Origin of the sequence: Paenibacillus sp. DP01 (assembly GCF_044784315.1) — a bacterium.
Lineage (GTDB): Bacteria > Bacillota > Bacilli > Paenibacillales > Paenibacillaceae > Paenibacillus > Paenibacillus polymyxa.
Genome location: NZ_CP173059.1, coordinates 4972378 through 4995785, shown reverse-complemented (window position 1 = coordinate 4995785; position 23408 = coordinate 4972378). Strand labels below are relative to the sequence as shown.

The window sequence follows — 23408 nt, the reverse complement described above, 5'->3', positions numbered from 1 at the left end:
ACAAGCGCCAGAGCTTGATTTTGTGCGGGGGAACTTGGTGGAGAAGCAATAGATTCCGTTGAGATGATGTTGCTCGCAATCGGTTCACGACAAAGCAAGCTGACGAGGTGAAGGTGTTCGAAACATTCGGCGGGGACCTTCCGGTGAAGCATCAACCCGTAAACCGGCAGCGGAAAATGAACAGGCAACTGTTTACACAACGCACCGGTAGATGCCCTAATTATTTTATAACCTAAATTATAAGATTCATTTCATGAATGTGCGGCCATCATCATTGGCGTGCGCGGTTTGGGAATTTCGTTACATTCGTGAAGAGATGCCTGTAAATTCTATAGTTATCATTGACAACTTCATAGATGAATGAACTTTATTCCACAATCTACCGCACACGTTAGTCCTGTGATGAGTCGTCTTGTGAAATGATGATCGGGAGGATAACGAATATGTGTGGCATTGTAGGATATATTGGTAATCAGAATACGCAAGAGGTATTGATTGACGGACTGAAGAAGCTGGAGTATCGCGGGTATGATTCTGCGGGTATTGCCGTGTTTACAGATTCAGGACTGCAAGTAGCCAAGGCAAAAGGTCGTCTGGCGAATCTGGAAGCTAAACTGGATGGTACACCGTTGGTAGGCCATGCAGGCATCGGACATACACGTTGGGCAACACACGGTAAACCTTCTGATGAAAACTCCCATCCGCATTTGGATGAGAGCCAAAAGTTCTCTGTAGTTCACAACGGAATTATTGAGAACTATCTGGAACTGAAGGAACAGCTGATCAGCGAAGGTCATACCTTTATTTCCGAAACGGATACAGAAATCATTTCCCATCTGGTTGCGCGTGAGTATGAAGGAGATATTGTTAAAGCAGTACAAAAAGCAATTACCTTTATGCGCGGTGCTTTTGCACTGGGAGTGCTGACCGAGCACGAGCCTAATAAGCTGGTAGCTGTTCGTCAAGCCAGTCCGTTGGTTATTGGTGTGGGAGAAGGCGAGAACTTTATCGGTTCCGACATTCCGGCTATTCTGAAATATACACGCAATGTATTTATTTTGAACGATGGCGAAATGGCTGTTCTGACTAGTGATGCTGTCGAATTAATGACAATCGAAGGCCAATTTATTTCTCGGGAAATGATTCATGTCGAATGGGATGCTGTTACAGCGGAAAAGGGCGGCTATGAGCATTTCATGTTGAAAGAAATTCACGAACAGCCTAAGGCTTACCGTGACACGATGTTGGGTCGTATCGATAAAGATACTAAAAAAGTTGTTCTTCCAGAGCTGAAGCTGACAGAAGAACAAATTAAAAATATCCGCAACATTCAAATTGTAGCGTGTGGTACAGCTTACAATGCTGGTTTGATTGGCCGTACGGTTATTGAAAGTATGGCTCGTATTCCGGTAGAAAACGATGTAGCTTCCGAGTACCGCTACCGTTCTCCTATCGTAACACCAGAGACATTGGTGATCGTGGTGAGTCAATCCGGTGAAACTGCTGATACATTGGCAGCACTGCGTGAAGCACAAGCAAACGGGGCTCATGTACTGGCGATTACAAATGTAGTCGGCAGCTCTATCGCCCGTGATGCAGATGATGTGTTGGTTACACTGGCAGGACCGGAAATTGCCGTGGCCTCCACCAAAGCGTATTCATCCCAGTTGATTGCGTTTTATCTGTTGGGTCTGTATCTGGCTCAAGTACGTGGCACACAAACGGATGAGCAAGTAGCTCATGTGCTGGCTGCTATGGAATCACTGCCAGAGCAAGTAGAAGAGATGTTGGGTAAAGCAGATGCGATCAAAGCCTATGCTGAGCAAATTGCTAGCAACAAGCACCTATTCTTTATTGGTCGTGGTCAAGACTATGCTGTAGTACAGGAAGGTTCCCTGAAGCTCAAGGAAATCTCCTACATTCATTCCGAGGCATATGCTGCGGGTGAACTGAAGCATGGTACACTGGCATTGATCGAAGAGGGAATTCCAGTTATCGCTTTGGTAACACAGGAATCCGTGTTGGAAAAAACCGTGAGCAACATTAAGGAAGTCAAAGCTCGTGGCGGTGACGTGCTTGCAATCACATATGAAGAGCATGCTGTCGAGCTGTTGAAATCCGTAGATCAAGTATTTGCAATTCCAAAAACACTTCCGATTCTGTCGGCTGCCATTTCAGTTATAGCTCTCCAACTGTTAGCTTACTACGCATCGCTTGCACTAGGTCATGATGTTGATAAACCACGTAACCTGGCGAAAAGTGTTACTGTAGAATAAGCTTTAGTAAAATTCTAAATTCATTGTCTGGTGATAAAAAAAAGTGTGGAACCAGTAAAAAAAGTCTGGAACTATTCATTTTACAAACATCAACAAAGATCCCGATGATATATCGGGATCTTTTTAGTTTAGGAGGGCAATTTTGTCTACAATAGGCCAACGAATTCGAACGATTAGAAAAACAAACAACTTAAATCAAATAAAGTTTGCAAATATGATTTTGAATTTCTGAAGGAACGTTGAGTGAGCTGGAGCAAGATAAATACAGACCCTCTCTTGATATAATTATAGCAATTAAAGAAAACTTCAATTCCCATATAGAGTGGTTAATCGTTGGAGATACGCCTGTATCAAAGAACACTATTTTTAATTTAGCCATTGAAGCTCAGGAATTAGAACTTATTCTTTGTTTCGAAAACTTACTAAAGAAGATAGAGATGAAATTATTGATTTTATAAAACTGAAGATTGTTCGGTACTAATCTTTTACGGGAGTTCCTTAATAATATGTCTTAGAAATACTGATTTTAATCTAGGTACATAAAAGTCACGAATTATCCGTATACCGATTATTCCTGGCATTTATATATAAAAAAATTAACAATGACTATAATATGAATAGAGAAAGGAGTGTAATAATTCATATCACTAAATTCACTTAGCATATTGCTTTTGTAACATCCCACGGTTTCTGTTTTCAGCAGTTTTTTTATACTTGCTCAAGAGCCGTACGTGAGAAATGGTTAGAAAGAGCTTTGAAAGAAGGCGGTTGGAATCTCAGCATTAGATATACCCCAACTGATCTAAAATCAATTTACATAAGAAATGAATTTGAAGATTATGAAGAATGTAGATTGGTGGTAAAAGAATCATCAGCTATCACATAGTTAATTAAATTGTAAAAGAAGGTGTGAGGCGCTACTTCTTTAAGTGAACTAATGGGTACTAAAATTTTCCATTTACTATATCTTTTCTTTAAAGGAGAGACAGAAAATGCTCTATTAAAAAGGGTAATATTTTTACCGATTAGATTCAAATCTTGTTGTTCTAATACTGCTCATTTAATTCAATTCGAAAACCAGAATTTAGAAATGCTGTCTACAGACAATAAAGTTATGTACTAAACAATAAAGTTGTGTGCTAAATATTAAGGAAACATAATAAAAGAATCACTTTTAGTAAAATCAAAATCCTGATGAACAAGTGTCATCAGGATTTGTTAAAATCAAGTCGGCAGCTTTGGTTTAAATAGAAATCGATATTATGGTAAAGAAATATTAGAAAAGTTAATGACAGGTGTTCGGTGAAAATAAAGTATTAGACTAGAGTTGTTGATTTAGCGAGGTTTTTGAACTGAAGAATCGTCAGCTTTTGAAAAATGAGTTTTAGACTGAACAATTAATATAAAGCAGCGGCAGACCAAGACTTGATAAATAAAGCCTTAGACTGCCGCTGTTGTCATTCAACTAACGTTCCCCAATAGTTTAATAAACCACCTATTCTGAATTATCAGCTACCAATAACTTTTCGTTTCCATCTTCTTGTAAGTATCGGATTAGACAAATGTACAATCAGCTGGACATCCCAGGTTCTCGAAAACTGTGCGCGCGGCAGAATCTACCGGTAGGAAAACCTCAATTTGCGGATATAAGCGGCCGCCTGCGGAAATCGAAACCTGTCTGTAGCGTACGGGAATAAGGTCTCCGGAGCTTTCTATTCTGGCTAGAATTGTTTGTATTTGATCAACATTTCCCCCTACATCCGGCACACTCAGATATTCGCACGCGTTATATTTCTGAACTCTATCCAGCAATTTTTGATACCACGCATCATAACGCGAGAGCATGTGCTCACTCTTAAAGGCTTGTATTCCGTTTATGATGTGCTCCTCCCACTGCTTAAACGACGCCTTGTCAAACGTGGAGCGGGACCGGATAGGAAAACCAGAATTAAAATGTAAATCGACCCTATTCATTAAACCGTCATATGAACGGTCGAGAGGGATTTCGAACAATTGATGAAACGGCTCATTTAATCCCTTGATGTCCTGAGTATGTGTTACGACCATGGCGGGAAAAGGGATACTCCTCATCGTTTGCTGAGCCCACTCTAATGCACGCTCCAACGACCGTCCATACAATTCGGTCTGAATTGGAAGAAAGCCGGCTGCCAAAAGCAAATCGTTACGCTCGTCGGATGTACACTCAAGATATTCTGCAATATTTATTATCGTCTGGCGGGTCGGTATGCGGCGGGTACGTCCAACCAGCAGATTTTTATACGAAGGAAAAGCCTCGTCGTTCAGCTCTTGTTGAGTAAATCGTTTCAAGGAGGGTTGAGGTCGATCGACAAGCTTTTGCTGGCGTTTTATCCGCAGGGCTTCAATTTCTCCCATTACGATTCTATGTCTGGAATTCTCCGTATCTATATCCATCTTCTCTTCCCTTCTCTCATGAAGTGTAGTTCTGCACTTGGGCCGAACCTTTATTTAAAGTATACTCCTCATTGAAATGAAGTTCATCTAATGACCATAACCAACATGGAGGAAAACCGATATGATTCGTACTATTGTTGTTGATCCGCATGCCCCGTCTCATTTGGCCTTCAAGGAAGTTGACGCCCCGCAGCCTAAGCCATGGGAAGCGCTTGTGCAAGTGAAGGCCGTCTCACTCAACCGCGGTGAAGTGAGTGACGCTAAAAATCAGGAAATATCTAGCCGTCCTGGCTGGGATTTCGCCGGGATTGTCATCGAGCCGGCAGAGAACGGCGCAGGACCGCAAAAAGGGGCTAGGGTTGTTGGTTTGCTCCCGATGGGAGCCTGGAGCGAGCAGGTGGCTGCTCCCGTATCGTTGTTGGCCGAAATCCCAGACAAACTCACTTTTACGGAGGCGGCTACCCTCCCCGTAGCAGGGCTCACGGCTCTTTATGCACTTCGAAAAGGCGGCATGCTGCTTGGCAAACGGATTTTCATTACAGGCTCTAGCGGCGGAGTTGGGCTATTCGCCCATCAGCTTGCAGTCCAATCCGGCGCATACGTTGTAGGTACGGCAAGCACGGAAGAGAAGGCTGAGCTTGTTCGGGAGGTCGGATCCGACGAAGTGATCATTGGATATTCCGCAATTTCATCAGCCAGCAAATTTGGGCCGTACGATCTGATCATCGATTCAGTAGGCGGCAATGCGCTGGCGGCGTTGCTGCCGCAGCTAGCGCCCCAAGGGATTTGCGTTGCGGTAGGATTTTCCTCTTCAAATACCGCAATGATCGATATGAAGAATATGGTGACCAGCGGAGGAAGAACCTTGTACAGCTTCTTTTTAGGTGAGGAACTCACTCGTCAATCAGCCGCGGACGATCTGAGTTTGCTGGCCCGGCTGGTCACAGATGAGCGGTTAATCCCACGTATCCAAGTGGAGGCGCCTTGGACCGAAATTGACACCGTTGCCCGTAATCTTATGGAACGGAAATTCTCGGGCAAAGCCGTGCTTCACTTAGATTGATTATATAAGTTTGCAACTATAATCCCAGGAATCTAAAAACGAATCTGAAAAAGAAACGGCAGTAGTTCACCCTTACTCGTTTGAGTGGGAGTACCGCTGCCTTTCAATGAACCCGGCTATTTGACCTTTATATTTCGTATAGTAATCCATCCAGCTTTAATAGCAACACAGTTATTCCTCTACCCTCAGTGGCACCGCTTTAAGAATGTTCATTTTCTCTCACTATTCTGCCAGTTGGCTTAATGAAGTGCTCACCAGTTTAATACTTTATTTTCTTCGGACAACAGGACAACATATTTATAAGGAATTAACGTTCATATTTTTAGGATTTTAATAAAAAGTATAAATCACATATATTGGATTTTTGTACACAACTTTATTGTCCGAAGAGAAATGCTAAAAGATCAAAGGATTTTATGATTTTCTCGTTATTAAGGTCCGAATGAATTGTATCAATTGAGTCCACATAGTAGGGGAACGGCATTTGATTAGCAATACAGGGTAAATAATCGGTTGTAACATCAAAAACCTTTGCTAAAGATTATTAAATGATTAATTTCAGGCCGTGCTACATTTCGCTCCCAATTAGAAACAACCTGTTTAGTTACCCCGATTTTATTAGCAAGTTCCTCTTGTGTCCATTTATGGAGTAGTCTTAAATTTCTACATTGGTGTCCCAAAGTATTCATGAGTTCACCTCTATTGAGAATATCAAATAGGTTTTAACCCGACCCATATGCTTACTAATTATGCCTACTTAATAGCTCATATTATAGCTTATTCATACCCTATGAGTAGCCTATGAATAGGCTACGAAGTAAAATATAGCTAAAAAATATTACTTTGCTATTGTATAAAGCGGTGAGTTGTTATATTCTACATTTGTATTTTGAAGTAAACCTAAAATATATCTTAGGAGTAGATCTATAGCATCTATTCAACGGAAAATCAAAGAAGGAAGAGGTCAAGGCCACTTTTCGGAATATAAACCTTGGTTGACTGTACATGATGTACCTTCAATAGGGATAGTTACTCGAATTCTTGGTTGGAAAAGTGGTCGACTTCACCATTATCTGTCTAAACACTTTGAATTGACACATCATTACCAAATGGAGTGGTCAGAGCAAGTGATTGATATTCGCGAACAATTTCCTTTATTACCCCTAGATAAAACCCTCTATATTGCACAAAAGTTAGGCATTAAACATCCAACTGACCCCAAGAATAAGCTTCCCATCATTATGACTACAGATATGTTACTTACAATAAAACAAGAAGAAAGCAAAATTTATTGCATATTTTTTGCGAAAGTTACAAGAGAACAAGATGAATTATTTGGTTTACCAAGTGGGTACTGCATGCAAATCGTGAAATATTTAATAGCGAAGCGCTATTGGGTAGTGGATATAACTCATCTAATACAGCCTACTCTACAATCCATGATTATTTTAGAAAATGACTTCCCATCGGGAGGTATCTCTTTTATCTGACGGAAGATACCTTGCGGGATTTTTCGCGGATTTTCCAGCAGAATATCTAGCTGACATCCAGTCACGTTTTCAGCTAGGCTTCCAGAAATTTGTCAGGTAATCATGTTAAGTTATCGCAAAGTGCAAGGATTCGGAGCACCGGCAGAGAATATCTACAGGGAAGATCTCCCAAATCGGCCGGCACCCCGTCTGAATGTCGACATTCGTCGAATTCCTCATTGATGGCAAACCATTCCCAGCGTTTCCTCTCCATTCGCTCTTTTTAGGCAAAATATTAACATCTTATGTTGGACAGACCAAATTTAACTGAAGTTTTACTATACATTCTTGGAAATTTTGATATAATTCTACATAGGTCAACTTTCCAATTATGATAGAAAATAGAATTTGATGGTTTTTATACCTATCCAAGCTGTGCGCGAGAGACCAGTCCACTGGCTACCCAGCAAACCGGCATGCGGGGACCGACAATTGTGGAAAATGACAGCCGAGAATATGTTGCTCCATGACGTCGGAAGGTTCAGAAAGGACAAATCCAACCTTATCCCAATTCCGATGGAGGATGAAGCGCGTGATCATTTTTGAAAAGCTGGAATTCTCCGCCAATCCAAGGGCTGTCCCGTTCATGCCATACGGAGCATTCTTTGAGCCTCATGCAGCACCATCGTCACATCTAATCGTCAGGAAAAGCTCACTACCCCGCAGCCGATCTTTACTTATCCACACCAGGCGGGGGAATACACAAATCGTACATAGAGTGTATCAATATCCCTTAAACATAGGCTTCGACAAAGGCAGCTCCGGTGCCGAATCCGGAGGTACGGCCGACTTCCTGCTGGCCAGCCGGAACCCTACAGCAAGCCTTACATCGATGGGAGGAACATCCCTTGTCCAACCCCCAAATCCAATTCCGAACCCATTGTTAAACCAAAGACCGTCTTCGGGCGGCTCGTCCGCAGCAAGCATAATGAAGCAGAGGAGCCGGAAGCAGCGCTTCTCTTGCGTAGAACGATGCTCTTTGTTGTCTTTCACGCATGGGAGCCGAGCAGCTGCTAGACAGAGGATTGCCGCATGCGATCAACCGGGCAGCGAAGCGGTGACCTGGCGAAAGCCATTGACATTGTTGGCACATGTTTGAAAAGGCGGAGAGCGAGGCTGGAGCGTTGCTGCTGCATATGCTCCGCCGGATTGCTTTTACCGATGAAGAGAGGGGAACGATCCAGATGGCTTTTGAAAAAGAAACGTTGTTTTGGAACGAAAAATTCGGTAGCGACGATTATACCTTGACGCGGCTACCTTACAGCAAAGCTCCAAGCTCCCTGACGCCCATTATGACAACCGTCGGCGGGACGCTTTCGGAGGAAGTGGCGCAGCGCGTCCTTCAAATGAGCAAGGGCGCTCCTCTGGCCACTTTTATGATTTTGCTCGCAGGTGTTCAGTCACTCTTGCATAAATATACAGGCGCTTCTGACATTCTGGTCGGCATGCCGGTTGTACGGAAACCGACGGAGACGCGCCGATCCGTTAATCATACGTTCATTTTGAAAAACTCGCTTTCGGCGGGTGCGACTTTTAAAACGCTTCTGAGCGAGCTGAGGACTTCCTTGCCGGAAGCGATTCAGCATCAACATATTCCATTCTTGAAAATGACGGAGAAGCTGGATCTGCAATATGCAGACGGGATACCCGCCGTCCATACGCTAGTATCCCTTAAGGAACTGCATCTGGACGAAATTGGGCAAAACGTGGTCACGGATTGTTCCTTTGAATTCAGCTTAACAGGCGGGGCGATACAGCTAGCGCTGTCATATAACGAGCACTTATATGACTCCGAGTTCATGACTCGGGTCGTAGGCCATCTGAATCGCCTGCTGACCGTGGGGCTTCACGAGTTGGAGCTTGACATCGTGCGTGTGGACATGCTGTCGGAGGACGAGAAATTTCAATTGTTGCAAAGCTTTAACGATACCGAGAAGGACTATCCCCGTGATCGGACGATTCATCAACTCGTGGAGGAGCAGGCGAAGCGGGTGCCCGAAGCGACGGCGGTTGTCTTTGAGGGTCGGCGGCTTTCGTACGCGGAGCTGAACGAACGGGCGAACCGGCTGGCGCGGACGCTGCGATCGGTCGGTGTGCTGCCCAATCAGCTGGTAGGCTTGATGGCCAGGAGATCACTGGAGACGGTCGTTGGCATACTGGCGGTTCTGAAAGCTGGCGGTGCCTACGTGCCGATCGACCCGGAATACCCGGAAGAACGCATCCGCTACATTCTGGAGAACTCGAACGCGCAGCTGCTGCTGACTCAAAGGGAGCTGCTGCAGCAGGTGCCGTTCGAAGGAACCGTGTTGGCGCTGGATGACGAGCAGACCTACAGCGACGATGGCTCGAACTTGGAGCCGGCCAGCGGTCCGAATGATCTTGCTTATGTCATCTATACGTCAGGTACGACGGGCAAACCCAAAGGGGTCATGCTGGAGCATCGCGGTTTGGTCAGCTTGAAGCTAATGTTCGCGGATAGGCTAGGCATCACGGAGCATGACCGGATCGTTCAATTTGCCAGCCTGTCGTTCGACGCGTCCTGCTGGGAAATGTTCAAAGCGCTCTATTTTGGCGCGGCTTTGTATATCCCGACGGCCGAGACGATTCTCGACACCCGCTTGTTCGAGAGTTATATGAACGAGCATGCGATTACGGCGGCGATTTTGCCTCCAACGTACAGCGCTTATTTGAACCCGGACCGCCTTCCCAGCTTAACGAAGCTCGTAACGGGAGGCTCTGCGGTATCGGCCGAATTCGTGCAGCAGTGGAAACCGAAGGTCCACTATTTCAATGCTTACGGCCCTACCGAAGCTTCGATTGTTACGACGCTTTGGGATGCGGATGAGGAGCAGTCGGAGCGCAGAGTCATTCCGATCGGGCGCCCGCTGGCCAATCACCGGATTTTTATTTTGGATGCCCACCTGCAGCTTGTGCCTCCGGGAGTGGACGGCGAGCTTTGTGTGGCAGGCGTGGGGCTTGCGAGAGGTTACTTGAACCATCCGGAGCTGACGGCAGAGAAGTTCGTGGAACATCCGTTTGCGCCTGGAGAACGCCTTTACCGGACGGGAGATCTCGCCCGCTGGCTGCCGGACGGAAATATTGAGTACTTGGGCCGGATCGATCATCAGGTGAAAATCCGTGGATTCCGGATCGAGATCGGCGAGATTGAAGAGCAACTTCTGAAGATCGACTCCGTGCAGGAGACGATCGTAATCGCGCGGGAAGGCAAAAGCGGGCAAGAACTGTGCGCTTACCTGGTCGCGGGCCACCCGCTTACGCTCGGCGAGTTGAGAAGCGCGCTGGCGCAAAAATTGCCGAATTACATGATTCCGGCGCATTTTGTTCAGCTTCCGCGGATGCCGCTCACGCCGAACGACAAAATCGACCGCAAGGCTTTGCCCGCCCCGGAAGGAAACGCACTGACCGGCGGCGCGTACGTAGCTCCCCGCAATGAAGCCGAGCGGACGCTTGTCGATGTGTGGCAGGCGGTATTGAACGCCGATCGCGTTGGGGTAACGGATCATTTCTTCGAGCTGGGCGGAGACTCGATCAAGTCCATTCAAGTATCTTCGCGGCTTCATCAAGCCGGGTACAAGCTGGAAATCCGGGATTTGTTCAAATATCCGACTATTTCACAGCTCAGCCTGCGTGTGAAACCGATCGGACGTACCATCGATCAAGGCGAAATAACGGGTGAAACGGCGCTGACGCCGATTCAGCATTGGTTTTTCGAGAGCTCCTTTGCGGACCCGCATCATTTCAACCAGTCGGTGATACTGTACCGGAAGGAACGCTTCGACGAAGAGACGGTGCGTCAGGTGCTGCAAAAGCTGTCCGAGCATCATGACGCCTTGCGGATGGTGTTCCGCAAAACGGAACAAGGGTTTAGCGCGCGGAACCGTGCGATTCAAGAAGGCGGGCTGTTCACGCTGGACGTGTTCGACTTCAAGGATGCAGAGAATACCGCGCAGGCTGTGGAAGCGAAGGCAACGGACATTCAAGCGGGCATCGATCTGGAGAACGGGCCCCTTGTGAAGGCAGGACTGTTCCGATGCGCGGACGGCGATCATTTGCTGCTCGCGGTTCATCATGCCGTGGTGGACGGCGTGTCTTGGCGTATTTTGATGGAGGATTTCGCCCTGGGTTACGAGCAGGCCGGCAAAAGTGAGGAAATTCGTTTCCCGGCAAAAACGGATGCGTACCGCACTTGGTCCGAGCAGTTGGCCGCTTACGTGCAAAGCCCGGAGATGGCGAAGGAACGGGCCTATTGGCAGGCCGTGGAACAAATTGCGGTTCCGGCCTTGCCGAAGGATCTGGAGGCGGACGTTACGACGCAGCAGGACAGCGAATCGCTGTTCGTCTGTTTGACTCCCGAAGAAACGGAACTGCTGCTGAAGCGGGTTCACCGGGCCTACAACACCGAAATGAACGATATTTTGGTAACGGCGCTCGGCATAGCCATTCGCAAGTGGACGGGACACGAACGGGTGCGGATCAATCTCGAAGGACACGGACGCGAATCGATCGGAACGGATATCGACATCACGCGCACAGTCGGCTGGTTTACGACCAAGTTTCCGGTCGTCCTGGAGCCGGAAACCGACCGGGATTTGGCCTATCAGATTAAACAGGTCAAGGAAAGCTTGCGCCGCATTCCGAACAAAGGGCTTGGGTACGGCGTATGCCGCTATCTCTCCAAATCGGAGGATGGCTTTGTTTGGGGTGCAGAGCCGGAAATTAATTTTAACTACCTCGGTCAGTTCGACGATGATGTCAACCAGGACGAGATCGGCATATCTTCTTATTCCAGCGGCAGCCCGGCCAGCGACCGGCAGGCCCGCAGCTTTGTGCTGGATATCAACGGCATGGTGCTGGACGGCGCTTTATCGCTCGATCTCAGCTACAGCCGGAAGCAGTATCGCAAGGAAACGATGGAAGCCTTCGCTCAGCGGCTTGAGCAAAGTCTCCGAGAGCTCATTACCCACTGCGCAGGCAAAGAAAACACCGAATTGACGCCGAGCGACGTGCAATTTAAAGGCTTGACCATCGCGGAATTGGAGCAAATCGCCCAGCGCTCGGGCCATCTCGGGGAAATCGAGAATATTTACTCGCTTACGCCGATGCAGAAGGGCATGTGGTTCCACAGCGCGCTTGACCGGCAGACGGCCGCTTACTTCGAGCAAACGCGGTTTACGATGCGGGGAGCACTCGACGTCCAGCTTTTCGAGAGGAGCTGGATGGAGCTTGCGAAACGTCATCTGGTGCTGCGGGCAAATTTTGTGAAAGGACCGGCGGGCGAGCCGCTGCAAATCATATACCGCGACAAGCCGGTCGGCTTTGAATATGAAGAGCTGCTCCATTTGCAGGCGGACGAGAAACAAACGTATTTGGATAAAAAGGCCGAGGATGACAAGCTTCGCGGCTTCGACCTGGAACATGATGCGCTCGTTCGGGTTACGATCCTGCGCACCGAAGAGCAAAGCTATCATGTGCTGTGGAGTTTCCAGCATATTTTGATGGACGGCTGGTGCCTGCCGCAGCTGACGCAGGAGCTGTTTGAGACGTATTCGGCCTTGGCATCCGGCAAGCAGCCAGCGGGAGATAAGGGATCGGATTATGGCGCTTATATCGAATGGTTGGAGAAACAGGACGATCAGGCGGCATCCGGCTATTGGACGGCATTCCTGGCAGGTTATGAAGGGCAAACCGTACTCCCAGGACAAAAGGAACCGGCGCCAAACGGCAGATTTACGGCTGATCACGTCACCGCCGAGCTCGGCAAGGATTTGAGCGAGCGAATGGACCGGGTGGCGAAACAGCGCCTAGTTACGGTCAATACGCTGCTGCAAGCCGCTTGGGGCGTGATGCTGCAAAAATATAACGGGACAAACGATGCCGTATTCGGCAGCGTCGTGGCCGGAAGACCGGCGGAAATCCCGGGCATCGAGTCCATGATCGGGCTGTTCATCAATACGGTACCGGTCCGCGTCACGAGCGAAGCGGACACCGTGTTCGCCGACCTGATGGTGAAGCTCCAAGAGCGGGCGCTGGAGTCTGGTCGTTATGATTACTATCCGCTGTATGAAATTCAAGCCCGCAGCGTGCAAAAGCAGAACCTGATCAACCATATCATCGCTTTCGAGAACTATCCGGTGGACGAGCAGATGGAGCAGGCGGGCGACCAGCAGCACGGAGACCTGACGATCGCTGACGTTCAGATGGAGGAGCAGACGAACTATAACTTCAACGTGACCGTGGTGCCGGGAGTCGAGATCGAAATTCGTTTCGACTTTAACGCCGAAGTGTTCGATAAAGACAGCATCGAGCGGCTCAAGGGGCATCTGGTCCATCTGCTGGAGCAGGTGACGGATAACCCGGAAATTACAGTGGGCGAGCTGGAACTTGTGACGGAGGCGGAAAAGGCCGACCTTCTCGGACGTTTTAACGACACCATCACGGAATTTCCGCGCGGGAAGACGCTCATTCAATTGTTCGAAGAGCAGGCGGAGCGCATCCCGGATGCAGCTGCCATCTCCTTGAATGAGCAAGAGCTGACCTACCGCGAGCTGAACGAACGCGTCAATCGCCTTGCCCGTACCTTGCGTAGCCACGGGATATCCAAAGGCCGTCTGGTCGCCATTATGGCTGAGCGTTCCATCGAAATGGTGGTGGGTATGCTGGCGGCACACAAAGCCGGAGCGGCTTACGTACCGATTGACCCGGAATATCCCGAGGAGCGTATCCGTTTCTTGATCGAGGATTCGGGAGCGCAGGTCATGCTGACGCAAAGCCGCTTGCGCGAGCGCCTGGCGGGTTCGGACTCCGTGATCTTACTGGATGACGAGTCCTTCTATCACGAGGACGGCACAAATCTTAATCCGGGCACCGAAGCGACAGATCTGGCCTGCGTCATCTATACGTCAGGTACGACGGGCAAGCCGAAAGGCAACCTTGTTTCGCACCGCAACATCGTGCGGATCGTGCGAAATACGAATTATATCGACATCACCGAGCGGGATCATGTCCTCCAGCTTTCAAGCTATTCGTTCGACGGAGCGATTTTCGATATTTTCGGCGCTTTGACCAATGGGGCGCGGCTGGTGCTGGTTCCCCGCGAGACTTTGCTGGAAATCGGCCGGCTGGCGGATCTCATCCAGCACGAGCGCATCTCGGTCATGCTGATTACGACGGCTTACTTCAACGTCCTTGTAGATGTGAACGTCGACTGCCTGCGGGATGTCCGGGCGATTTTGTTTGGAGGAGAGCGCGTGTCGGTCGGCCATGTGCGTCGAGCGCTCGCCCATATCGGACCGGGCAGGCTTAACCACCTGTACGGCCCGTCGGAAAGCACGGTTTATACCACGTACCTTCCGGTCGACTTTGTCGATGAGTCGGCGGTTACCGTACCCATCGGACGGCCGATCAGCAATACGACGGTGTATATCGTCGACAGCCGGAATAAGCTTCTGCCGATCGGCGTGGCTGGAGAGCTTTGCGTCGGCGGAGAAGGTTTGGTACGGGGCTACAACAACCGGCCGGAGCTGACGGCGGAGAAATTTGTCGACAATCCGTTTGTACCGGGAGAGCGCATGTACCGAACGGGGGATTTGGCCAAATGGCTGCCGGACGGCACGATCGAATACGTGGGACGGACGGACGACCAAGTGAAAATCCGCGGCTTCCGTATTGAACTGGGCGAGATCGAAGCTCAGCTTCAGAAAGTGGAGGGAATTCGGAAAACGACGGTATTCGCGAGGGAAAACGCCTTCGGCGAGAAGCAGCTTTGCGCCTATTATGAAGCGGACCGCGAGCTTCCAGCGGCCGAGTTGAAGAACGTGATTTCCCAGGAACTGCCGGCCTACATGATCCCGGCGTACCTGATCCAGTTGGAGCGGCTCCCGCTGACGGCGAACGGCAAGGTCGACCGCCGATCCCTTCCGACGCCGGAGGAGAGCTTGCAGCCGGGCGAAGGACGTACTCCGCCTCGGACTCCGCTGGAAGCCAGCTTGGCCGGAATTTGGAAAAGCGTACTCGGATTGGAGCACATCGGTGTTCATGACAACTTCTTCGACCTGGGCGGCCATTCCCTGCGGGCGACGACACTGGTGAGCAAGGTGCATCAGGAGCTGAACGTCGAGCTGCCTCTGCGCGACGTATTCCGCTACTCGACGATCGAAGAGATGGCTCTCGCCATCACCCGGATCGGAGAGCAGTCATTCTCGTCGATTCCGCTGGCAGGCGTAAGAGAATATTATCCGCTTTCCTCAGCTCAGAAGCGGCTGTTTATCCTGAATCAGCTAGAAGGGTCCGATCAGAGCTACAACATGCCGGGCGTGCTGCTGCTGGAAGGATCGATTGACCGGAGCCTGCTGGAGAAGGCTTTCCGCGGACTGATCGTACGGCACGAAACGCTACGAACCGGCTTTGAGATCGTACAAGGCGAAGCAGTACAGCGCATTTACGAGAGCGTCGACTTTGCCGTCGAGTACCGTCATGCGAGCGAGGAAGAAGCGCCTGAAGTCGTGCAGGCCTTCATCCGACCTTTCGACTTGGCGAAGCCTCCGCTGCTGCGGGTGGAGCTCGTAGAGCTCGCAACCGAACGTTATTTGCTGATGTTCGACATGCACCATATCGTCTCCGACGGGGTTTCGATGGATGTGTTAGTCGAGGAACTCGTTCGTCTGTACGGTGGCGAGTCATTAGAGCCTTTGCGCATTCAATACAAGGACTATGCGGTATGGCAGCAGTCGGACGAGCAAAAAGCGCAGTTGAAACGCGAGGAAGCTTACTGGCTGGACCGTTACCGGGGTGAACTGCCGGTTCTGGAAATGCCGACGGACTATCCGCGTCCTGCCGTGCAGAGCTTTGAGGGACAAACGCTGACGTCCTTCGTGGACGAGGCAACGAACGAAGGCTTGAAGCAACTGGCCGCTCAAAGAGGAACGACGCTGTATATGGTGCTGCTTGCGGCATATACCGTGCTTTTGCATAAATACACAGGTCAGGACGATTTGATCGTCGGAACGTCGATTGCGGGCAGAACGCACGGAGACATGCAGCCTTTGATCGGAATGTTCGTCAATACGCTGGCGCTCCGCAATTATCCGGCTTCGGAGAAGACTTTCCTGTCGTATCTGGAAGAAGTGAAAGAAACGACTTTAGGTGCTTACGAGCATCAGAATTATCCGTTCGAAGAGCTCGTCGATAAAGTGCAGGTCAGCCGGGATTTGAGCCGCAACCCGCTGTTTGACACGATGTTCTCCCTGCAAAACTTGGAGGATAAAGAGTTTGAGCTGGAAGGGCTGAAATTGTCCCCGTACCCTAGCGAATACGGTACGGCCAAGTTCGACCTGAGTGTGGATGTTACGGAAGAAAACGGCGGCCTGGAGTGCAGCTTTGAATTCGCAACGGCTCTTTATAAAGAAAGCACGATCCGGCGGTTGTCGACTCATTTCGGACATTTGCTTGCGGCGATCGTAAGCTGTCCGGATGCGAAGATTGCCGAGCTGAACTTGCTGACGGCAGAGGAAAAAGAACAAATTCTCGGCGCGTTTAACCCGGCGCAGCCGGAAGCGGCTCCTGCGGCGGCGTTCCACCGGCTGTTCGAGGAACAGGCGGAGCGCACGCCGGAAGCGGCGGCCGTCGTGTACGAGAACGACCGGCTGACGTATGCGGAGCTGAACGAGCGGGGAAACCGCTTGGCGGCTACGCTGCGCACAAGCGGCATCGGCCGGGAGACGATCGTCGGCATTCTCGCCGAGCGTTCGGTGGACTTGCTGGTGGCCGTGCTGGCCGTCTGGAAAGCAGGCGGGGCGTATGTGCCGCTTGACCCGGATTACCCGGCGGAGCGCGTGCGGTTCATGCTTGAAGACAGCGGAGCGAAGGTGCTGCTGACGCAAACGGCGCTGCGAGAGCGTGCCGAAGCCTGGCTCGGCGAAGAGGAGCTGGCGCTAGCGACGGTGCTGTACCTGGACGACGAAGCGTCGTACAGCGAGGAGCGGGCGAATGCGCCGATTGTCTTCGGCATTTCCAGCAAGCTGACGGATGCTGTGGACGACGGTGATGAGAGCCCTCAGAATGTTGGCACCGACAGCTTCCATGAAGCCCGTCCGGAGGATCTGGCTTACGTAATCTACACGTCGGGAACGACGGGCAAGCCGAAGGGCGTGATGATCGAGCACCGCGGCCTGGTGAACACGGCGGCGGGCTACCGGCAGGAATACCGGTTGGATCAGTTCCCAGTGCGGCTGCTGCAGCTTGCAAGCTTCTCGTTTGACGTGTTCGTGGGAGATATCGCGCGGACGCTGTATAACGGAGGCACGATGGTGATTGTGCCGAAGGACGACCGGATCGATCCGTCTCGTCTGCACCATTGGATTGAGCAGGAGCGGGCCACCATCTTCGAATCGACGCCGGCGCTGATCGTGCCGTTCCTGGAGTACGTGCACGAACATCGGCTGGATATGAGCTGGATGGAGCTGTTGATCACGAGCTCAGACAGCTGCAGCGTGGCGGATTACCGGACCTTGCAGGAACGCTTCGGCTCGTTGTTCCGGATCGTCAACGCATACGGCGTGACGGAAGCGGCGATCGACTCCAGCTTCTACGACGAGGAGCTGGCGAAGCTGCCGCAGACAGGCAATGTGCCGATCGGCAAAGCGTGGCTGAATGCGAAATTCTACATCGTGGATGCGCATCTGAATCCGGTGCCGGTCGGGGTGCTGGGCGAGCTGGTCATCGGCGGAGTCGGAGTGGCGCGCGGGTACTTGAACCGTCCGGAGCTGACGGAAGAGAAGTTCGTAGACAGTCCGTTCGCCGCGGGCGAGCGGTTGTACCGCACGGGAGACTTGGCGCGGTGGATGGAAGACGGCAACGTGGACTTCATCGGCCGGATCGACAACCAGGCGAAAATCCGGGGGTACCGGATTGAGACGGGCGAGATCGAGTCGCAGCTGCTGCGGGTGGAAGGCGTACGCGAAGCGTTGGTGCTGGTTCGAAGTGACGCGAACGGGCAGAAGGCGCTGTGCGCGTATTACACGCCGGATACCGGAGCGGAGCTGGCAGTGAACGATCTGCGCAGCACGCTGGCGCAGGAGTTGCCGGGGTACATGATCCCGTCGTACTTCGTGGAGCTGGAGCACCTGCCTCTGACGCCGAACGGAAAGATTGACCGGAAGGCGCTGCCGGCGCCGGAAGGGGAAGCGGGAAGCGGAACGGAGTACGTCGCACCGCGCAATGAGCTGGAAACAAAGCTGGCGGCGATTTGGCAGGAGGTACTGGGGCTTGCGAAGGAGATTGGCGTTCACGACAACTTCTTCGACATCGGCGGCCACTCCCTGCGGGCGACGACGCTGGTCAGCAAGATTCATAAAGAGTTGAACGTGGATCTGCCGCTGCGCGACGTGTTCCGCCATTCCACCATCGAGAGCATGGCGGCCACCATTTCCCGGCTGGATGAGCAGACATTCGTTTCCATTCCGGTGGCGGATGACCGAGAGGTGTACCCGCAATCTTTTGCTCAAAAACGTCTCTTTATCCTGAATCAACTGGAAGGCGCGGAGCTTAGCTACAACATGCCGGAAGCGATGCTGCTGGAGGGTGCTTTGGACCGGGCAAGGTTCGAAGAAGCGTTCCGTAAGCTCGTGACGCGGCATGAAACGCTGCGCACCGGGTTCGAAATGGTGGATGGCGAAGCATCGCAGCGGATTTATCAGGACGTGAATGTTGCCGTGGAGTTTTATCGAGCGGATAAGCAAGAGGCCGAAGAGACGGTTCGTCGTTTCGTCCGTCCGTTTGACTTGGCGAAGCCTCCGCTGCTGAGGGTAGGCCTTGTCGAGCTGGCTCCGGAACGCCATATTCTAATGTACGACATGCATCATATTATTTCCGACGGCGTATCGATGGAAATCTTTGTTGAAGAATTCGTCCGCTTGTACGGCGGCGAGCAATTGGAGCCTCTGCGCATTCAGTACAAAGACTACACCGTTTGGCAGCATTCGCAGGAGCAGAAGGAACGGCTTCAGCGCCAGGAGGCATACTGGCTGGACATGTTCCAAGGCGAGCTTCCGGTGCTGGAAATGCCGACCGACTATCCGCGTCCGGCCGTGCAGAGCTACGAAGGCCAAACGCTGGAGTTTTTCTTCGACGCTTCGAAAACCGACGGCCTGAAGCAGCTGGCCTCGGAAACGGGCACGACGCTGTTTATGGTGCTGCTTGCGGCGTATAACGTCCTTTTGCATAAATATTCAGGTCAGGAAGACGTGATCGTCGGTACACCGATTGCTGGAAGGAATCATGGAGATGTACAGCCGTTGATCGGGATTTTCTTAAACACGCTGGCTATCCGCAGTTATCCGGCTTCGGAGAAGACATTCCTGTCATACCTGAACGAAGTCAAAGAAACGACCCTCCACGCCTTCGAGCATCAAAACTATCCGTTCGAAGAATTGGTGGACAAGGTGCAAGTCACCCGTGATTTAAGCCGCAATCCGCTCTTCGACACGCTGTTTACGATGCAGAATACGGAGAACGAGGAATTTGAGCTGGAAGGGCTTCGCCTGATTCCTTATCCGAGCGCACTGGATACCGCGAAGTTTGATATCAGCTTGGATGTGGGCGAGGAGAACGGCGGCTTGGATTACAGCTTCGAATATGCGACGGCTCTCTACAAAAGGGAGACGATCGAACGGCTGGCGAAACATTACGAACAGCTGCTCGTAACGATCGTAAGCCGTCCGGATGCGAAGATCGCCGAGCTGAACTTGCTGACGGCAGAGGAAAAAGAACAAATTCTCGGCGCGTTTAACCCGGCGCAGCCGGAAGTGGCTCCTGCGGCCGCGTTCCATCGGCTGTTCGAAGAACAAGCGGAGCGCACGCCGGAAGAGACGGCCGTTGTGTACGAGAACGACCGGCTGACGTATGCGGAGCTGAACGAGCGGGCAAACCGCTTGGCGACCACGGTGCGCGCAAGCGGCATCGGCCGGGAGACGATCGTCGGCATTCTCGCCGAGCGTTCGGTGGACTTGCTGGTGGCCGTGCTGGCCGTCTGGAAAGCGGGCGGGGCGTATGTGCCGCTCGACCCGGATTACCCGGCGGAGCGCGTGCGGTTCATGCTTGAAGACAGCGGAGCGAAGGTGCTGCTGACGCAAACGGCGCTGCGAGAGCGTGCCGAAGCCTGGCTCGGCGAAGAGGAGCTGGCGCTAGCGGCGGTGCTGTACCTGGACGACGAAGCGTCGTACAGCGAGGAGCGGGCGAATGCGCCGATGGTCTCCGGCAAGCTGACGGATGCTGTGGACGACGGCGATGAGAGCCCTCAGAATGTTGGCACCAACAGCTTCCATGAAGCCCGTCCGGAGGATCTGGCGTACGTGATCTACACGTCGGGAACGACGGGCAAGCCAAAGGGCGTGATGATCGAGCACCGCAGCCTGGTGAACACGGCGGCGGGCTACTGGCGGGAATACCAGTTGGATCAGTTTCCGGTTCGGCTGCTGCAGCTCGCAAGCTTCTCGTTTGACGTGTTCGTGGGAGATATCGCGCGGACGCTGTACAACGGAGGCACGATGGTGATTGTGCCGAAGGACGACCGGATTGATCCGTCTCGTCTGCACCACTGGATTGAGCAGGAGCGGGTCACCATCTTCGAATCGACGCCGGCGCTGATTGTGCCGTTCCTGGAGTACGTGCACGAGCAGCAACTGGATATGAGCCGGATGGAGCTGTTGATCACGAGCTCGGACAACTGCAGCGTGGGGGATTACCGGACCTTGCAGGAGCGCTTCGGCTCGTTGTTCCGGATCATCAACGCATACGGCGTGACGGAAGCGGCGATCGACTCCAGTTTCTACGACGAGGAGCTAGCGAAGCTGCCGCAGACAGGCAATGTGCCGATCGGCAAAGCGTGGCTGAATGCGAAATTCTACATCGTGGATGCGCATCTGAATCCGGTGCCGGTCGGGGTGTTGGGCGAGCTGGTCATCGGCGGAGTCGGAGTGGCGCGCGGGTACTTGAACCGTCCGGAGTTGACGGAAGAGAAGTTCGTAGACAGCCCGTTCGCCGCGGGCGAGCGGTTGTACCGCACGGGAGACTTGGCGCGGTGGATGGAAGACGGCAACGTGGACTTCATCGGCCGGATCGACAACCAGGCGAAAATCCGGGGGTACCGGATTGAGACGGGCGAGATCGAGTCGCAGCTGCTGCGGGTGAAAGGCGTGCGCGAAGCGGTGGTGCTGGTTCGAAGTGACGCGAACGGGCAGAAGGCGCTATGCGCGTATTACACGCTGGATACCGGAGCGGAGCTGGCGGTGAACGATTTGCGCAGCGCGCTGGCGCAGGAGCTGCCGGGGTACATGATCCCGTCGTACTTCGTGGAGCTGGAGCGCCTGCCTCTGACGCCGAACGGAAAGATTGACCGGAAGGCGCTGCCGGCGCCGGAAGGGGAAGCGGGAAGCGGAACGGAGTACGTCGCACCGCGCAATGAGCTGGAAACGAAGCTGGCGGCGATTTGGCAAGAGGTGCTGGGGCTTGCGAAGGAGATTGGCGTTCACGACAACTTCTTCGACATCGGCGGCCACTCCCTGCGGGCGACGACGCTGGCGGGCAAGGTATTTAAGGAATTAAACGTCAACCTGCCGCTGCGCGACGTATTCCGTCACTCGACGATTGCGGCGATGGCTGAGGCGATCGCCCGGATGGAACGGCGGGAGCATGAGGCCATTCCTCAAGCGGAGGAGAGAGAGTACTACCCTCTGTCCTCCGCGCAGAAACGGCTGTTCATTCAGCACACGCTGGATGGAGCGGATCAGCTTTACAACATGCCGGAGCTGGTGCAGGTGGAAGGCGAGTTTGATTTAGACCGGTTGGAAGCCGCCTTGCGGAAATTGATAACACGGCATGAATCGCTGCGCACCGGTTTTGAAATCGTGAAGGGCGAAGTGGTTCAGCGGATTTACCCGCAGGTCGGTTTTGCTATCGAGCATCATCAAGCGGATAAAGAGGATGCGGCTCAAATCGAGCAGATCGTCCGCAGCTTCATTCGACCGTTTGATCTCGGCAAGCCGCCGCTGCTGCGCGCCGGGGTCATCGAGCTGGAGCCGAACCTGCATATTCTCCTTTTCGACATGCACCATATGGTGTCTGACGGCGTATCGATGGCGATTGTGATCGATGAGTTCTCAAGTTTCTACGCCGGGGAAGAACTGCCGCCACTGCGCATTCAATACAAGGATTATGCCGTTTGGCAGCAGTCGAAGGCCCACCGAGAGCGGATCGGGCGGCAGGAAGCGTACTGGCTGCAAACCTTCGAAGGCGAGCTGCCGACGGCGGACCTGCCGATCGACTACGAACGGTCCGCGGCTCGCAGCTACGAAGGCGCGCATCTGGAGTTCAACGTCGAAGCTTCTCTCTCTGCGCGGCTGCGCGAATTGGCGGCCGAGCGTGAAAGCACACTGTTCATGGTGCTGCTTGCGGCTTATACCGTGCTGCTGTCCAAGTACAGCGGGCAGGAGGACTTGATCGTGGGCACCCCGGTGGCGGGAAGAACGAACGCCGATTTGGAACCGGTCATCGGGATGTTTGTCAATACGCTGGCGATCCGCAATCGTCCTTCGGGCGACAAGACGTTCTTGTCCTACCTGGAAGAAGTGAAGGAAACGGCTTTGGGTGCTTTCGAGAACCAGGATTATCCATTCGAGGAGCTCGTGGAGCGTTTGAATGTGAAGCGGGAGCCGGGCCGCTTCCCGCTGTTCGATGCCGTTTTCGACTTGCAAAATATCGAAGAACGAGACGCCGAGCTGGAAGGGGTCAGCCTGAAGACTTACGAGCTTGACCATTTAGAAGAAGCGAAGTTCGATCTGACACTGTTTATGTATGAAAACAACGGGGCGCTGAGTGGGGGCTTCTTCTACGCCACCAAGCTGTTCAAAGAAGCGATGATCCGCACCTTGACCGAGGATTACCTGCGGGTACTGTCTCAAATTGCGAAAAATCCACAACTCGAGCTAAGCCGGATTGAATGCCATAAACCGGCGGCAGGCGCAAAGAGTGCCGTCGATACGATCGAATTCGCGTTCTAATCCTACAAGCGCGCCTCCGCCGTCAAACGAAAGC

8 protein-coding genes are annotated in these 23408 nt (G+C 52.1%); 6 read left to right on the top strand and 2 right to left on the bottom strand.

Features of this window, described 5'->3' with window-relative positions:
* Positions 1-443: 443 nt before the first annotated feature.
* Positions 444-2276 carry a glutamine--fructose-6-phosphate transaminase (isomerizing) gene (glmS, locus tag ACH59B_RS21975; protein WP_016818743.1) on the top strand — a complete coding sequence of 611 codons (1833 nt, stop codon included), beginning with the start codon at positions 444-446 and terminating at the stop codon, positions 2274-2276.
* 239 nt (positions 2277-2515) lie between these two features.
* Positions 2516-2734, top strand: coding sequence for a hypothetical protein (locus tag ACH59B_RS21970; RefSeq protein ID WP_051517969.1), 219 nt, complete (start codon positions 2516-2518; stop codon positions 2732-2734).
* Between the two features lie 1096 nt (positions 2735-3830).
* Here ACH59B_RS21970 and ACH59B_RS21965 read toward each other — a convergent pair.
* Positions 3831-4709 carry a hypothetical protein gene (locus ACH59B_RS21965; protein ID WP_016818710.1) on the bottom strand — a complete coding sequence of 293 codons (879 nt, stop codon included), beginning with the start codon at positions 4707-4709 and terminating at the stop codon, positions 3831-3833.
* A 121-nt stretch (positions 4710-4830) separates the two neighbouring features.
* On the opposite strand from ACH59B_RS21965, the gene ACH59B_RS21960 reads away from it, so the two are divergent.
* Complete coding sequence (locus tag ACH59B_RS21960) at positions 4831-5772, top strand: zinc-binding dehydrogenase (RefSeq protein ID WP_025365924.1); 942 nt, start codon at positions 4831-4833, stop codon at positions 5770-5772.
* 521 nt (positions 5773-6293) lie between these two features.
* On the opposite strand, the gene ACH59B_RS21955 is transcribed toward ACH59B_RS21960, so the two are convergent.
* Positions 6294-6461 (bottom strand): helix-turn-helix domain-containing protein, encoded by a 168-nt coding sequence (locus tag ACH59B_RS21955; protein WP_016818708.1) that lies wholly within the window; start codon positions 6459-6461, stop codon positions 6294-6296.
* A 306-nt stretch (positions 6462-6767) separates the two neighbouring features.
* On the opposite strand from ACH59B_RS21955, the gene ACH59B_RS21950 reads away from it, so the two are divergent.
* The 3 genes from ACH59B_RS21950 to ACH59B_RS21940 all read left to right on the top strand — a co-directional run bounded on the left by ACH59B_RS21950 (position 6768) and on the right by ACH59B_RS21940 (position 23374).
* Positions 6768-7262 (top strand): TnsA endonuclease N-terminal domain-containing protein, encoded by a 495-nt coding sequence (locus tag ACH59B_RS21950; RefSeq protein WP_153794665.1) that lies wholly within the window; start codon positions 6768-6770, stop codon positions 7260-7262.
* A 571-nt stretch (positions 7263-7833) separates the two neighbouring features.
* Positions 7834-8400: a hypothetical protein gene (locus tag ACH59B_RS21945; RefSeq protein ID WP_153794666.1), complete on the top strand. Its 567-nt coding sequence runs from the start codon at positions 7834-7836 to the stop codon at positions 8398-8400.
* Positions 8393-23374, top strand: a complete 14982-nt coding sequence (locus tag ACH59B_RS21940; protein WP_404302676.1) for an amino acid adenylation domain-containing protein — start codon at positions 8393-8395, stop codon at positions 23372-23374. The genes ACH59B_RS21945 and ACH59B_RS21940 overlap by 8 nt, the downstream gene beginning before the upstream one ends.
* The last annotated feature ends 34 nt before the right edge of the window (positions 23375-23408 follow it).